This window comes from Parahoeflea alexandrii (assembly GCF_024105735.1).
GTDB lineage: Bacteria > Pseudomonadota > Alphaproteobacteria > Rhizobiales > Rhizobiaceae > Hoeflea > Hoeflea alexandrii.
In genome coordinates, this window is record NZ_JAAAML010000002.1 from 158655 (window position 1) to 172979 (window position 14325).

Genomic DNA, 14325 nt, shown 5'->3' on the forward strand with positions numbered 1-14325 from the left:
GGCACATAGTTGCGGGGGCCATACCACGCCGCTTCGTCAAACGGCATCTTTTTCTCGGACAATCACCAACTCACGATGTGTCACATCGTCACTGCAAGTGTTACCAGTGGCCGGATTTACGTGGCGACCAAAGCGGCCTAGGAAATTTAAATCGATTGAACCGGAGTCCTGAATGTCGACCTCCAGCCTTGTTGCGCCACCGATGCTGTCTCCGCAGCGTCTGGCCGTCTCGCTCATGTTCCTGGCCAATGGCTTCGTGGTCGGCAGCTGGGCTCCCAAGATTCCCGAATTTGCCGCACGTCTGCAACTCGACGAAAGCGAACTCGGCCTGATGATCATGTGTTTCGGTATCGGCTCGCTTTGCGCCATGCCCGCTGTCGGCGCCATGATCTCCAGAGAAGGCTCACGCCGGTTGATGCTTCTGGTGGCGTCGGCGACGGTCCCCTGCCTGCTGCTCGTCACCTTGGCGCCTTCAATCTGGACCGCCGCGCTCGCACTGTTCCTGATGGGCGGCATGATCGGCGGCATGGATGTCGCCATGAATGCCAATGCGGTGGAGGTGGAGAAACGCCAGGGACGGGCCATCATGTCTTCCTGTCACGGCTTCTGGAGCCTTGGCGGCGTCGCCGGTGCCGCCCTGGGCGGCGTTCTGATCGAACTCTACGGGGTTCAGCTTCACGCCGTCATAGCCTGCCTGCTGACAGCCGCGGCCTTGGCGATTGCCTGGCCCCGGGCTCTCGCCGATCCCCCGCACCGGGAAGTGCCGGGGGCGGAAGGTTCCCTCGCAACGGCTCCCCGGCCAGGCCTGCTTGCGGCCGGCGCCACCGTCTGGCTGACCGGCATCATCTGCCTGATCGTGATGACGCCGGAAGGCGCCATTCTCGACTGGGGTGCGCTCTACCTGCGTCAGGAACTCGGTGCTGACCCGGCGCTGTCGGGCCTTGCCTTCGGCGCCTTCTCCGCTGCCATGGCGCTGATGCGGTTTCTCGGCGATCTGGTGCGGGACCGCTTCGGCGCGGTCAGGACCTTCAGGGTGTCAGCGGTTCTGGCCATGATCGGCCTCACCATGGCCGGCCTGGCGCAATCGCCCCAGATGGCGATCCTTGGCTTCGCGATTGCCGGACTGGGCTTTGCCAACACCGTGCCGATCGCCTTTTCAGCCGCCGGCAACCTGCCGGGACTGCCACAGGGACTGGCAATCTCCGTGGTCACCTTCATGGGTTACTCGGGCATACTGTTTGCGCCCTCGGTGATCGGCTTTATCGCCGAGCACACCGGTTTTGCGGCGATCTACCTGGCGCTTCCAGTGTTCGTGATCATGCCGCTGGTCTTCTCCGGCCTGATGCGGCATGCCGACCGCCAGAAAGCCTAGCCGCCGCGCAGCGCAGCCAGCCAGCCGAGCCCGTCGACGGTACCGGCCCTTGGCCGGTATTCACAGCCGACAAATCCCGCGTACCCAAGCTCGTCCAGGGCCTTGAGAATCCGGAGATCGTCGAGTTCACCGGATCCCGGCTCGTTGCGGGCGGGCACCGAGGCGATCTGGACATGTCCGATCACCGGCATCAGCGATTTGAGCCCGGTCAGCACGTCGCCACGCAGGATCTGCCGGTGATAGATGTCGAATTGCAGTTTCACGCCGGGGTGGCCGAGAGTGTCGATCAGTTCTGCGGCGCGCTCGAAATCATCAAGGAAATAGCCCGGCATGTCGCGCCCGTTGATCGGTTCGATCATGATCGTCACGCCCTGTTCCGCAGCTGCATCGGCGGCAAAGGCAAGCTGCTCCCGGTAGCAGGCCTGGTGCACCGGGTCTGCCGCATCGGCAATCCCGGCCATCATGTGCAGCCGCGGAGTTCCGATGACAGCTGCGTAGTCGAGCGCCGTCCGCACCGACTGGCGAAACTCGGCCTTGCGCCCGGGCAGGGCCGCAAGCCCCCTTTCGCCCGCTTCCCACCTGCCCGGCCAAAGATTGAAAAGCACCTGTTCAACGCCCGCCCGGCGGCACCATTCGGCAATATCCTTGGCCGGATAATCATAGGGAAACAGGAACTCCACCGCATCGAACCCCGCATCCGCCGCCGCCCGGAACCGCTCGGGAAACGCATGTTCGGTGAACATCATCGACAAATTGGCGGCAAAACGCGGCATCGGCAGCTCTCACGGAATCACGGATCTTGCCGCGTGTTGCGTGTCCAGCGCGGCGGCACATGTTTCGCCGGAACCGCCCCTCGACACAAGTGCGCAAGAGAAAACCGCCGGATCAGGCTGCGATCCGGCGGTTTGAATGTCGGCAGGAATTGTCAGCGGCGCCGAAACGGCTACCGGCCGGGCCCTTCAGACGTTCCAGTTGGCATACCAGCTCTTGAACAGCTGATACTGGGTCTCGGCATATTGCCGCTGCGAATCCGTCAGCGCGTCGGTTTCGTTGAAGTGCAGGGTGTATTCGGTGTCGCCATTGAGCACCATCAGGTGCTTGTAATAGAGAACCAGGTCCGCGCCCTCGTCAAACGAGGACAGCACCCCCAGCGCCTCCTCCAGTTCCTTGGCCTGAACCCGTGCTTTGGCGTCGCCTGTCGCCGCCTTCTTGCACAGATCGACCAGGTGCAGGACTTCGCGCGGCAACGCATTGCCGATGCCGGTGATCGCGCCGGTGGCGCCGCAATTGACGAAGCCGTGATAGACATTGGTGTCGACGCCAACCATCAGCGTGACGCTGTCATCCGCCGAGGTGATGTTCTCGGCCGCGTAGCGCAGGTCCGCCGCACCGCCAAACTCCTTGAAGCCGATCAGGTTGGGATGGTCCTTCCTGAGCGCGAAGAACAGCTCGGCACGGGTCGCAAAACCGTAATAGGGGCTATTGTAGATCACCGCAGGCAGCTCGGGCGCCGCCGACAGGATCGCCCGGAAATGCGCCGACTGGGCCCCCGCCGAACTGCCGCGCGACAGCACCCGCGGGATAACCATCAGCCCTTTCGCGCCAACTTTCGCGGCATGCGCCGCATGCGCCACTGCCAAGGCACTGTTGATCGCGCCGGTGCCGACCACGGTCGGAATGCCCGCGGCGACAAGCCGTTCGACGCCTTCCATGCGCTGCGCGTCGGTCAAGAGCGGCCAGTCGCCCATCGACCCGCAATAGACCACCGCCGACATGCCGGCGGCGATCAGTTCCTTGCCCTTGCGCACCAGCGCGTCGAAATCCGGCGTCCGGTCAGCCTTGCAGGGTGTCATCAGGGCCGGCATGCAGCCGGTGAAGATCGAGTTGTCCATCATGTGTTTCCTTTGATTTCAATGAACCCGCATCCGAGGCTTGAGGTCTGGTGTCCCCCCGGAACGTCGGCGACCCATGCGGCTGAGATCTGGCCACAAGCCGTTACGACCGATGATATCGTATTGTATATTCATTGTCGACAATTGATGTTGCCGGACACCAACGCGCATTGCGATCAAGACCGGCGCATGAACACATCAGCGATGTCCTGTCGGGTTCAGAGGCTTATGTCGGCGTTCAGCCGGCGGTCCTCGGTGATGTAGGTCTGGATCTGCCGCACGATCTGCTGTGCATGCGCCTGGGCGATCCGGTCGGCCGCCTCGATATCCTGCCGGTCGATCGCCGCGATCATGTCCTCGTGCTCCTGCAGGTAGACCCGCGGCAAGGCATCATTGTGCGATGAATAATAGAGCCGCAGCAGCCGGCGGCCTTCGTCCAGCAGCCGGCTGAAAAGATCGGTGTAGTAGCGGTTGCGTCCCGCCTGCGCGATCCGCACATGGAAATTGCGGTTGACCTCGATCATCGCTGGCACATCGCGCGCCTCGACGGCCAGCGTATAACCCCGCTGCAATTCACGGATCGCTTCCAGGTCATCTTGCGTCCGGCTTGCCGCTGCCAGCCGCGTCGTCACCCGGTACATCAGCGACAACGCGTCGAAGAACTGCGACAGGTTGGGAAAATCGATCGGCGCGACAATGGTGAACCTGTTGGGCAGTGTCACCACCAGCCCTTCACCGGCGAGCTTGACCATCGCCTCGCGCACGGGGGTCCGGGAAATGCCGAACCGCTCGGCGAGCTTGACCTCGTCAACCGGGCTGCCTGGCTCCAGTGTCAGGTTGAGGATCTCGTGCCTGAGCGTCTCGTAGACCGCACCGACACCCTGACCGCGCTTGCGCTTTGCATCGGGAAGCTGCACCGGACCCGGTTCGTCAAGGCTCATCTCTCACTCCAGTTTCCCGTCCTGCCAGTTTCCCGCCCGGCCAGTTTCCCGCCCGGCCAGTTTCCATCCGCCAGGCTGCCCGGACAGAATTCGACGACTCACGACAATTCAGGATAGCGACCGGACGACATATCTACGGACAACGGCATGGAGGGTCAATTATTCCGCAAAGCCGCCCCATCCGCCACAGGACCCCACCATTTCTCTTCACGAAACCGGCTCATGCGCCAAATCCTCAAATAAGAGAGATATTGTACGACATCAAACCATATTCGCAGACAGGGTTGCCATGGCCGGCACAGCCAGGCAGCCGGGCATGAAAACGGAGAAGCTGAGACCGGCAAACCCGTCAGGCAGTAGTGCGCAGCTGCGCCTCACCATTCACCGCCCTGGATTTTCCGCCATCGACTGATCGCAGCAGGGTTGCGATCGTCTCGCTATCGACGGGACGGAAGTAATGATAACCCTGAGCCAGAGGACAGCCGATCTCGAGCAGCCGCTCCGCCTGTTCGGCGGTTTCGATCCCTTCGGCGATGATGCCGACTTGCATCTTCCGCGCCATGCTGATCAGGGCCTCGACAATGGCTCCACAGGCCATGTCCGTGAGCAGGCTGTCGACAAAGGACTTGTCGATCTTGATGTAGTCGACCGGAAAATCCTTCAAATGACTGAGCGAGGCAAAGCCGGTGCCGAAGTCGTCCAGCGCAACCTGCAGGCCCAGCGCTCTCAGACGCGCCACCTGGCTCGCCACGCTCTGGTCCATGAGCACATTCTCTGTCACTTCGATCTGGAGATAGGACAGTGGGACACCGTGCCTCCGGAAGGCCGCCTGCAGACGCTCCTCGAGATCGCCGCGCTGAAAATCAACCGTTGAAAGGTTGAGCGCCACATGGCGCAGTCCAAGCCCTTCGTCGATCCAGCCACGCATCGCGCTGGCAATCTGTTCCAGCATGCAGCTGGCCAGGCGAAACGCATTCTTGGAATCGGTCAGCCCCATGGAAAAGGCGCCGGCGCTGATGATCTCTCCCTCATCGGTGCGGATCCGGGCAAGCGCCTCCACCCCGACGATCTTGGCGCGGCGGATACAGATCACCGGCTGGAAATGGGCAAAGACCCGGTTCTCATCCAGCGCCTTGCCCAGCAGTGCGGTCTGTTCGGTGCGGCACTGGATTGCGGTGCGCAATCCTGGGTGAAAGTGGATGTATCCGCCTCGGGCGGTGCTCTTCGCGTGATAAAGCGCCAGATCGGCATTCTGACGCAGCTCGTTGGCGCTGATGCCATCCATCTTGCTCACAACCCCGCCAATGGTGACTTGCGGCACGATCGTGTTGCCATCACATTCGCAGGCGGGCTCCATCCGGTCCAGCAGCCGCTGCGCGAGCATGGCAAGGTGGTCGGCATCGTCACAGCGGGGACAAATCACGGCAAACTCGTCTCCACCAAGCCGGTAGACGCTGACGCCGGGGCCCAGACTGGCAAGCCGGCGCGCAATCTCGCGGATCAGGGCATCCCCCACGGAATGCCCCATGCTGTCATTGACCTGCTTGAGATTGTCCATGTCGAGCAGGAGCAGGCCGAACCGGCGCTGCTGAACGCTCATGGTTTGAGTAAGCTCCTGGTCAAAAGCGTAACGGTTGGACAGGCCGGTGAGCTGATCGTGATAGGCCAGGTGCTGCAGCTTGCTGCTGACTTCCGCCCGTTCCATGGCGATTGAGCAGAGATGGACACAGGTGTCGACCAGCTGGCGCTCCATGTCGGTCGGCCCGCGCGGTTCGCTGTAGTAGAATGCAAAGGTGCCAACCACCCGGCCCTCGGGTGACTTGATAGGGCTGGACCAGCAGGCCTTCAGTCCCAGCGGAAGCACAAGATCAGTGAAGCCGTTCCAGCGGAAATCAGTCTCGATATCGATGGCTTCGACCGGAACACCGAGATAGGCAGCCGTGCCGCAGGATCCGACCTCCGGCCCGATGGCAATGCCATCGATCGCCTCACCATAGGATTGGGGCAGGCTTGGCCCGGCAACCGGATGGATCAGACCTTCGCTGTCGACCGCTGCGATCGTGCAGATCGCACCCGGCGCAAGAGTCTCGGCACGCCGGCACAATACATCAGCAACACTGCCGAAGTCCGTGCCCGTGGCAACGGCCTCCAGTATCTCGTTCTGCAATGCAGACAATTCGAAGCTAAGTCCGGGTTGCATGAGCTGTTCCTTTGCTTACACCTCGACACAAAAGCAAAAGCTAATGTGGATTCTCTTTACACGAACCCAGATTGCGCATTTTCGAGCCAATCTCCCGCGGAAGGTTGCATGGTGGTTAACAGATGTTTACACCATTGGCGCGAGAAAATCGGCCGTGCAACACACCGCTCCTTGCGCGCAGGCAATGGCTGCATATAGACTCCCGTTGAGGTACACACATGTCAGAAGACCTGAGGCTTTCCAGCCCTTCCGCCCTGCGCAATCGCGGCCCGATCACCGAAGTGTTGCGCAATATCCTGCCTGAAAGCGGAACTGTTCTGGAGATTGCCAGCGGCTCCGGCGAACACGTCACCTCTTTTGCAGCCTCGTTTCCCGCACTGACCTGGCAGCCCTCAGACCTCTCGGTGCAAGCACGCACATCCATATCGCAATGGATTGAAGCGGAAGCGGTGGCCAATGTTCTGCCGCCACTCGATCTGGATGCTGCGAGCGGCACCTGGCCGGTTGACCATGCTGATGCGATCATGGCCATCAACATGATCCACATCAGCCCCTGGCAGACAACTGAAGGGTTGCTGAAGGGAGCAGGCAGATGTTTGCCTTTAGGCGGCCTGCTCTTTCTCTACGGCCCCTTCCGGCATGAAGGGCACCCTTTTGCCCAAAGCAATATCGATTTCGACACGAGCCTGCGCGCCCGCGATCCCGCCTGGGGGATTCGCAAGCTGGAGAACGTGGCGAGCCTCGCCGGACAGTCTGGCCTGATCCTGACCTCGGTCATCGAGATGCCCGCAAACAATCTCTCGGTCGTCTTCCGGCGGCAGTAGAGCCACCGCCAGAAGGATTGTGTCGTACCGGTTCATGTCGCGTTAGAGCGTGCAGCGGTTTTGCGACAATCACTTGCAGAGAATAGAGGCAAGCGCGCGCCTGAAACCGGTGCCAAATGAGACGCTTGGCGAGTGATGCGCTCTAGGTGCCCTCGCCGGTAACGCTCAGGCCCAGCACCCGCCAGCTCTGCATGCCGCCGCGATAGTAGAAGATGCGCTCGGCCGGATAGCCTGCAGCTATCATGGCGCGGATCGCGGTCGGAGACTGGCCACACCACAACCCGTTGCAGAACAGCGCCACCCGTTTGGCATTTTCACAGTCCCAGCCATCGAAATCCGGTTCGCAGCCAAGCTGGCTCAACCGGTCACCCGTCTCGGTGTAGGGCAGATTGATAGCGCCCGGAATCGACCCGCCGCGGAACCAGTCGACCGTGCGGCTGTCGACGACGATCGCCTCCGGATCCTTGAGCATGTCGATCAGTTCGACCTCTCCGATCGTCGTCACCCCTTCCGCCGGCGAGATCGGCTGGATGCAGAACGGCGGACACGCCCGCGAAGTGCGGGCAAACTCACCGGTGATTTCGTGCTCCTGATCCTGGATCCGGCGTATCTCCACCGGCCCTTCTTCGGTCTCCACGGTGACGCTCTGCATCTCCGACGTGATCCCGACCTTTAGCTCCTCGGCTGCCACCGACCCGCCAAGCGCCATCAGTGCAAAGCCAATAACGGTGAAATATCTGATCATGTGATCCTCCCTTGAAAGGACAACACATAGCAGGTTCTTTATATGATAGTGAAGACCATCAGGAGCCCTGTGGGGGCTCGTGCCCCACAGATTGAGAGCCTTGGCGACCGGAAACACGTGGTCCGGTCAGTTCACTCGCGGATACATCTGCGGCAGAGAGAAGCGGATATTGACGCAGACCTTGCCGAACGAGGTTGTTGAAACGCCTTGGATCACGGAAGGCGCTTTATTGCATCGCTCACCAAGCACCTGCTCCTCTACCTTCACTGAACAACTGATATAGTGCCAGTTCGGTCATCCGGGACGGCTGTAGCTCTTCCTGAAACCAGGCATTGCTGATGGCTGCGCGGAAGGCCGATTTCAGAGGTCTGAACGTCTGCAATTCTTGCCCGGTTGCTGGTCAGAAAACCTACCAGCTGACGTCGAACCTTTCGGCGAGATCCGATACCTGCGCTTGTGTCAGCAATGTCGGTGAAAGACCTCGGCACAGAAGGGTTAGTTTTGCCGCTTCCTCCAACTCTTCCATCGCATAGACGGCCGCGTCGAGATCCTTGCCGCAGACCACCGGTCCGTGATTGGCGAGAAGCACCGCGGATCGCTTGCCAAGCAGGCCTCTAACGGCGTCACCCATGGCCGGATCGCCCGGCATGAAATAGGGCAGCAGCTTGACCCGGCCGAGCTTCATCACGCTGTAGGCGGTGATCGGCGGGATCACATTGTCCGGGTCGGTTTCCGGCAGCACCGAAAGAACCACAGAGTGGCAGGAATGCAGATGCACCACGGCGCCCGCGCCATGCCGGGTTTCGTAAAACGCGCTGTGCAGCGGAATCTCCTTGGTCGGCGCGTCGCCGCTGACCAACTGGCCCGACGTGTCTATGAGACTGATGCGCCCCGGATCGATGAACCCCATGCTTGATCCCGTCGGCGTCACCAGCAGCCGGCCATCCGACAGGCGCACCGAGATGTTGCCGGAAGAGCCGTTGGTCAGGCCGCGATCGAACATCGATTTTGCCCAGCGGGCGATCCCGTCACGCGCCTTGGTTTCCTCGCTCATTGATCCCCCGCAAGCCTTGCCATTGCCGTTGTGAAAAAATCCTTGTCACCGAAATTGCCGGATTTCAGCGCAATCGCCAGCGCCCGGTCGTCGACCCGCAGAGCCGGTACACCGGCGGCAAGCCGGCCCCCGACGCCCAGTGTCCCGGCCCCGATGCCCTTGACGACGGCCCCGGAGGTTTCGCCCCCGGCGGAGACAATGCGCGCGATCCCGCGACCCACCAGTTCCGCGGCGAGGTCACGGAACAAAAGCTCGATCCGCTCTGCCACAACGTCGCGGCCATACCGCTCCTGCGCAGCCTTGACGGCTTCGGGATCAGCCGACGAATAGACCAGCGGTGCGTCATGCGACTGGGCCATGACCCAGTCGGCGGCGCTTTGCGCAGTGTGGGTGCCGTTCATGACATCGTCGGCGGTCAATTCCAGCGACGGGGTGAGGTCTCTGTAAGTGCTGATTTGCGCCCGCGTGGCCAGCGAGCAGGACCCCGACAGCACAACGCCCTTCCCGGCAACTCCGGCCCAGGACGGCGAGCCCGGTTGGAAACCGAAATTCAGCGGCAGACCCAGCGCGATGCCGGAGCCGCCGCAGAGCAGTTTGCGCCCCTTTGCAGCGGTGCCGATCGTGTGGAGATCCTCATCCTGAATGGCGTCGACAATGAACATCGCTCTCAGCGCAGCAAGCGCATCGGACACTTGCGCGGCTCCTTTGGACACTGTCAGGAATGGTACATGCGCCACCGGCCAGCCGGTCTGCCGTCCAAGCACCCGCCTCAGGTCCGGATCGGTCATCGGTGTGAGCGGATGGTTCTGCATGCCGCTCTCACTGAGCAGCGTGTCCCCGACGAACAGATGCCCCTGGTAGACACTCCTCCCATTTTCCGGAAAGGCCGGGCAGACAATCACCGACGTTTCGCCCAGACGCTCGGCCAGGGCTTCAACCACCGGGCCGATATTGCCCGCTTCGGTGGAATCGAAGGTCGAGCAGACCTTGAAGACGATTTGTCCCGCACCCTTGTCCGTCAGCCAGTCGCAGGCCTTCAGCGATTGCTCGACCGCCTCAGCCACCGGCGCGGTGCGGGATTTGAGAGAGATCACGGCCGCATCGCAGTCTGGACACTCCTGTTCCGGTATCCCAGCCAGCAAAAGCGTTTTCATCCCGGCTTCGGCGAGCGTCAGGGCAATGTCCGACGCCCCGGTGAAATCGTCGGCGATAACACCGATCTTCACAGCGTGAACTCCCTTGCAGGACCGCGGTCGAGCCTGACGGCATAGTCCGGCCCCGCACGCTCGAACAGGTTCATCACCAGCGGGTCATGGCCCGGAATGAGCAGGCTGCGATGGCTGGCCAGCGCCTGTATCCGGTCAAACCCCTCCAGCATGTTCTGCAGATCGACCACGATCGGAAACGGTTTGCGGGCAAACACGTTTTCATAATAATGCGCAGCATCCGATGCCAGGCAGAGCCATCCGGATGTGGTTCGCACCCGCACCGCCTGCAGCCCGCGCGAATGCCCGCCGATGCAATGCACCGTGACGCCCTCGGCAACTTCACCGTCGCCATCGTGAAACACCACCCGCCCCGAATAGACCCGCTTGACCGCCTCGCAGACATGATCGGCTGAAAACGGCATCCGCAGCGTGTCATGGCACATGCACGGCCCGGTGGCGTAGGCCATTTCGGCGGCCTGCAGATGAATGGTGGCATTGGGAAACTGGCTGAGACCACCGGCATGATCATAGTGCAGATGGGTGACGATCAGGGTGGTAATATCCTCTGGCTTGAGGCCGATGCCTCCCAGCGCAGCCGCCGGTTCGCGGATGATCGGCCGATCCCGGCGCCGGGCCTCGGCTTCATCGTAACCGGTGTCGACCAGAATGACCTGATCACCGGATTTCAGCACCCAGATGAAATAATCCATCTCATGCGGCTGGTCGTGGTTGTCGTCGAAGATGAAGCTGTCCTTGCGCGTCCGGCTGTTCCGGTCGGCATATTTCAGCGCATAGACTTCCCAGTTCATTGATGCACCGTGGCAAAGGTCCGCACGTCCTTGTCTTCGATCATCGCCCCGACCGCACTGTCGAACCGCTTGTAGTGCGGCGTCTGGCGGTGCGCATCAAAACCGGCGAGACCGGAATAGACTTCGTAGAGAAACACGGTGCCGGGTTGGTCTGCGTCGGTGCAGACGTCGAACTGATGGCACTCGGGTTCGTCCGCGACCGAGGCACGCGCGTTCTCCAGCATCAGCGGCATGAACCGGTCCATCTGGCCAGCCTTGATCTTGAACGTCACGACAACAGCAAACATGATTACCTCACTTAGCGGAAAAGATGGACCATCGTCATGGAGACCGCGGGAACGTAGGTGACCAGCAGCAGCGCACAGATGGCGGCGAAATACAGCATGCCCATTCTGCGGGCGATGGAAAGCACCCCGACACCTGATATTCGCGAGGCGACATAGAGCGTGGCACCCACGGGCGGCGTAAACAGACCAACGGCGACATTGCAGGTCATGATCACTCCGAGGTGCACAGGATCAATCCCGAAGGCCTGCGCGGTTGGCAGGAACAGCGGCGCGGTCAGCAGGATGGCCGGCACCGGATCGAGCACCAGACCGAGAACCAGCAACACCAGATTGACCAGGATCAGAAACACCCAAGGGCTCGAGGACAGGTCCTGGACAAAACCGACCAGCACCTGCGGCATCTGCTCGAGCGTAATCAGCCAGCCCAGAACCGTTGTCGCGCCAATCACCACCATCACCGTGGCGCTGGTCACGAACGCATCGATCATCAGTTGCGGCAGATCCCTGATCCGGAAATCGCGGTAGATGAAGATCGTCACTACCAGCCCGTAGACAACGGCCAGGGCGGCCGCTTCGGTGGGCGTTACCCAGCCGCTGAAGATGCCGCCAAGAATGAGGATCGGCATGAACAGCGCCGGCGCGGTCCCAACAAAGGAGCTCCACAATTCAGCCCGCGTGGTGGTGCGCCCCCCGGGATCGCAGCCGGTGGACTTGCCGACATAATAACAGACCGCCATGAAAGCCACGCCGAACATGATCCCCGGAACCATGCCGGCGAGAAACAGATCGGCGACGGAAACATTGCCGACAAAGCCATAGATCAGCATCGGGATCGAGGGCGGAATGATGATTCCGATGGTGCCCGCGGCAGCCACGAGGCCGGCGGCAAACGCCTTGTTGTAACCTTCTCTGGCCATGTTCTTGATCATCACCGAGCCGATGGCCGCACTGTCAGCGATGGCCGATCCGGAAATGCCGCCGAAGATCATCGAGGCGCCGACCACGACCATGCCCAGCCCGCCCGGCATGAAGCCGAAGGCTGCCCGGGCGAAGCCGATAATGCGCAGGCCCACGCCGCCGCGGCTCATCAGTTCGCCGGCAACGATGAACAGTGGAATGGCAAGGAAATGATTGGGCTCAACCCCGCCAATGAAATTGAGGTAAAGCGCCTGCAGCGGATAGCCCAGATCAAAAACAATGATCGGCAGCACGGCGGTTAGCAGGATCGCCCAGACCAGCGGCATACCCAGAAACACGGTGATCAGAAACACCGCAACGACAAACAGCAGGATCACAGCACGGCTCCCGTGTCGGCGCCATCGACATGATGCGCAATCGGCGGATCCTGGCGATCGGGCGGCGAGCGCCAGTCATGCACCATATTGAACAGATGGAAGATCAGCGACAGCGCGATGCCAACCGGCATCGAGGCATAGAGAAAGCCGACCGGCCAATACAGCACCGTTGTCCGCTGCGCCCAGGTGTGACTTGAGATCGAGTAGCCTTCGAAAATCAGGCTCGCCATCATCACCAGCACCACGATGTTGATCGCGGCCAAGAGAAAACGATGCGCGCCTTGCGGCACAAACAGCTCGACAATTTCAGTCACGCGCATGTGCGCGCCGCGAGCAATCGCTGCCGCGCATCCGAGAAATGTCGTCCAGAGCAGAAGGAACGCTGTCACTTCCAGCGACCAGGCCAGATCGAACCCTGCAGCGCCTCTGAGTGTTGCATTGACGAAAACAAGTGTCACGATCGACAGCCCGCCAAGTACGAGGATCATGTCGATCAGGCTGGAGAGAAGACGCAGCGGAAGCGGATAGATTGCCCTGTAGTCCATGCCAAATTCCCGGAGAAAGGATCAGGACCCGAAGGCCCTGATACAGGTTGCAGACAGAACGAAACCTATTTCGCCGGCATCATCTCGCGGATTTTGGCAGCATCGGCCAGAACCTTGTCAACGGCCTCCGCGCCATAGACATCCCGCGCCTTGTCATAGACCGATGCGACAGCATCGCGGAACGGTCCGATTTCAGGTGTTGAAACCTTGGCGCCGGCAGCTGTCATTTCTTCAAGCTGCGCATTGACCGAGTTCTTGACCAGATCGCGGCTGAACGCGGAAGAATCGGCGGCCGCCTTTCTGAAGGCTTCCTTGTCTGCATCCGAGAAGCTCTGCCAGGTCTTTTCAGACACAGTCAAAGGCAGCGGGCTGTAAACATGACGCGTCAGGGTGATATAGGGCGCAACCTCGTAGAAGCGGAGCGACTTGATGGTATCGACCGGGTTTTCCTGACCGTCGACCGTACCCTGCTGAATTGCGAGATACACATCGGTGATCGGCATCACCACGGTCTGGAAGCCGACGGCTTCCATGGTCCAGCGGATCATGTCGTTCGGAAACACGCGCATCTTCTTGCCGACCGCATCCGCGGGTGATGTCAGCGGGTCCTTGGTGGTGTAGCTGCGGAAACCGGCTTCCCAGGTCGACAGCACCCGGAAACCGACTTCCGGCAGCTTGGCAAATTCGCCCTTGAGCCATTCGGAATTGTCATAGAACTCCCAACCCTGCTCATAGGTATCAACCAGGAACGGCATTGCGGTGAGGTTCAGCGAGGTCAGGTGCGTGGCGTAGGAACCCGTCGCCGAAACCGTGAAATCAACACCACCGAGCTGCAGCTGCTCGATGGCCTTCGGGTCATTGGCGAGTTGGCCAGCGGGGAAGATACGGACTTCATACCGGCCTTCCGTGTACTCCTTGACCTTCTCGGCAAAAACCTCTGCCGCCGCCTGGCGGGACCCGCCGGGATTGTCGGTGTGGCTGAACTTCAGCACCGTTTGAGCGAGCGCTGATGTGGCGAACCCACCCATCAATGCGGTGGTGACGGCCAGCGTCTTGATCAGAGTATTCATGTTTTCCTCCCAGGCAAAAAACCGTGTTGCAATTATTTAACGTATACATTAAAAAATTCATTGTCAAATTCGTTTTGCAGCCA

At 61.0% G+C, this 14325-nt stretch carries 14 protein-coding genes; 2 read left to right on the top strand and 12 right to left on the bottom strand.

Features of this window, described 5'->3' with window-relative positions; genetic code table 11:
* The first annotated feature begins 172 nt into the window (after positions 1-172).
* Entirely contained in the window at positions 173-1372 is a 1200-nt protein-coding gene (locus GTW23_RS10455; RefSeq protein ID WP_252915702.1) for an MFS transporter, read from the top strand.
* Here the strand turns inward: GTW23_RS10455 and otnI are convergent.
* The 4 genes from otnI to GTW23_RS10475 form a co-directional block, all read right to left on the bottom strand.
* Complete coding sequence (otnI, locus tag GTW23_RS10460) at positions 1369-2145, bottom strand: 2-oxo-tetronate isomerase (protein ID WP_252915703.1); 777 nt, start codon at positions 2143-2145, stop codon at positions 1369-1371. The two genes, GTW23_RS10455 and otnI, sit on opposite strands and share 4 nt — an antisense overlap.
* 186 nt (positions 2146-2331) lie before the next feature.
* Positions 2332-3264 carry a dihydrodipicolinate synthase family protein gene (locus GTW23_RS10465; protein ID WP_252915704.1) on the bottom strand — a complete coding sequence of 311 codons (933 nt, stop codon included), beginning with the start codon at positions 3262-3264 and terminating at the stop codon, positions 2332-2334.
* A gap of 218 nt (positions 3265-3482) precedes the next feature.
* A complete protein-coding gene (locus tag GTW23_RS10470; RefSeq protein ID WP_152011249.1) occupies positions 3483-4205 on the bottom strand; it encodes a GntR family transcriptional regulator in 723 nt (240 codons plus the stop codon).
* Between the two features lie 349 nt (positions 4206-4554).
* Positions 4555-6405 carry a bifunctional diguanylate cyclase/phosphodiesterase gene (locus GTW23_RS10475; RefSeq protein WP_252915705.1) on the bottom strand — a complete coding sequence of 617 codons (1851 nt, stop codon included), beginning with the start codon at positions 6403-6405 and terminating at the stop codon, positions 4555-4557.
* Positions 6406-6623: 218 nt separating this feature from the next.
* Here GTW23_RS10475 and GTW23_RS10480 point away from each other — a divergent pair, with 218 nt between their 5' ends.
* The gene (locus GTW23_RS10480; RefSeq protein ID WP_252915706.1) at positions 6624-7229 is read left to right on the top strand and encodes a DUF938 domain-containing protein; all 606 of its coding nucleotides are present in this window, start codon (positions 6624-6626) and stop codon (positions 7227-7229) included.
* Between the two features lie 142 nt (positions 7230-7371).
* On the opposite strand, the gene GTW23_RS10485 is transcribed toward GTW23_RS10480, so the two are convergent.
* From GTW23_RS10485 to GTW23_RS10520, 8 genes are all read right to left on the bottom strand, one after another.
* Positions 7372-7974 carry a rhodanese-like domain-containing protein gene (locus GTW23_RS10485; protein ID WP_152011246.1) on the bottom strand — a complete coding sequence of 201 codons (603 nt, stop codon included), beginning with the start codon at positions 7972-7974 and terminating at the stop codon, positions 7372-7374.
* A 409-nt stretch (positions 7975-8383) separates the two neighbouring features.
* Positions 8384-9028 carry a 3-oxo-tetronate 4-phosphate decarboxylase gene (gene otnC, locus GTW23_RS10490; protein ID WP_252915707.1) on the bottom strand — a complete coding sequence of 215 codons (645 nt, stop codon included), beginning with the start codon at positions 9026-9028 and terminating at the stop codon, positions 8384-8386.
* Positions 9025-10254, bottom strand: a complete 1230-nt coding sequence (gene otnK, locus GTW23_RS10495; protein WP_252915708.1) for a 3-oxo-tetronate kinase — start codon at positions 10252-10254, stop codon at positions 9025-9027. The genes otnC and otnK overlap by 4 nt, the downstream gene beginning before the upstream one ends.
* Positions 10251-11045 (bottom strand): N-acyl homoserine lactonase family protein, encoded by a 795-nt coding sequence (locus GTW23_RS10500; protein WP_252915709.1) that lies wholly within the window; start codon positions 11043-11045, stop codon positions 10251-10253. Before GTW23_RS10500 ends, otnK begins: the two co-directional genes overlap by 4 nt.
* Positions 11042-11332 carry a putative quinol monooxygenase gene (locus GTW23_RS10505; RefSeq protein ID WP_152011242.1) on the bottom strand — a complete coding sequence of 97 codons (291 nt, stop codon included), beginning with the start codon at positions 11330-11332 and terminating at the stop codon, positions 11042-11044. Before GTW23_RS10505 ends, GTW23_RS10500 begins: the two co-directional genes overlap by 4 nt.
* 11 nt (positions 11333-11343) lie before the next feature.
* Entirely contained in the window at positions 11344-12627 is a 1284-nt protein-coding gene (locus GTW23_RS10510) for a TRAP transporter large permease (RefSeq protein WP_252915710.1), read from the bottom strand.
* Positions 12624-13172 carry a TRAP transporter small permease gene (locus tag GTW23_RS10515; RefSeq protein ID WP_252915712.1) on the bottom strand — a complete coding sequence of 183 codons (549 nt, stop codon included), beginning with the start codon at positions 13170-13172 and terminating at the stop codon, positions 12624-12626. The genes GTW23_RS10510 and GTW23_RS10515 overlap by 4 nt, the downstream gene beginning before the upstream one ends.
* Positions 13173-13237: 65 nt before the next feature.
* Positions 13238-14242 (bottom strand): TRAP transporter substrate-binding protein, encoded by a 1005-nt coding sequence (locus GTW23_RS10520; protein ID WP_152011239.1) that lies wholly within the window; start codon positions 14240-14242, stop codon positions 13238-13240.
* Between the last annotated feature and the right edge of the window lie 83 nt (positions 14243-14325).

Excerpts from the sequence above, each read along its gene's own strand:
- GTW23_RS10455 (WP_252915702.1), top strand. The coding sequence starts at position 173 with ATGTCGACCTCCAGCCTTGTTGCGCCACCGATGCTGTCTCCGCAGCGT.
- otnI (WP_252915703.1), bottom strand. The coding sequence starts at position 2,145 with ATGCCGCGTTTTGCCGCCAATTTGTCGATGATGTTCACCGAACATGCG.
- GTW23_RS10465 (WP_252915704.1), bottom strand. The coding sequence starts at position 3,264 with ATGGACAACTCGATCTTCACCGGCTGCATGCCGGCCCTGATGACACCC.
- GTW23_RS10470 (WP_152011249.1), bottom strand. The coding sequence starts at position 4,205 with ATGAGCCTTGACGAACCGGGTCCGGTGCAGCTTCCCGATGCAAAGCGC.
- GTW23_RS10475 (WP_252915705.1), bottom strand. The coding sequence starts at position 6,405 with ATGCAACCCGGACTTAGCTTCGAATTGTCTGCATTGCAGAACGAGATA.
- GTW23_RS10480 (WP_252915706.1), top strand. The coding sequence starts at position 6,624 with ATGTCAGAAGACCTGAGGCTTTCCAGCCCTTCCGCCCTGCGCAATCGC.
- GTW23_RS10485 (WP_152011246.1), bottom strand. The coding sequence starts at position 7,974 with ATGATCAGATATTTCACCGTTATTGGCTTTGCACTGATGGCGCTTGGC.
- otnC (WP_252915707.1), bottom strand. The coding sequence starts at position 9,028 with ATGAGCGAGGAAACCAAGGCGCGTGACGGGATCGCCCGCTGGGCAAAA.
- GTW23_RS10500 (WP_252915709.1), bottom strand. The coding sequence starts at position 11,045 with ATGAACTGGGAAGTCTATGCGCTGAAATATGCCGACCGGAACAGCCGG.
- GTW23_RS10505 (WP_152011242.1), bottom strand. The coding sequence starts at position 11,332 with ATGTTTGCTGTTGTCGTGACGTTCAAGATCAAGGCTGGCCAGATGGAC.
- GTW23_RS10515 (WP_252915712.1), bottom strand. The coding sequence starts at position 13,172 with ATGGACTACAGGGCAATCTATCCGCTTCCGCTGCGTCTTCTCTCCAGC.
- GTW23_RS10520 (WP_152011239.1), bottom strand. The coding sequence starts at position 14,242 with ATGAATACTCTGATCAAGACGCTGGCCGTCACCACCGCATTGATGGGT.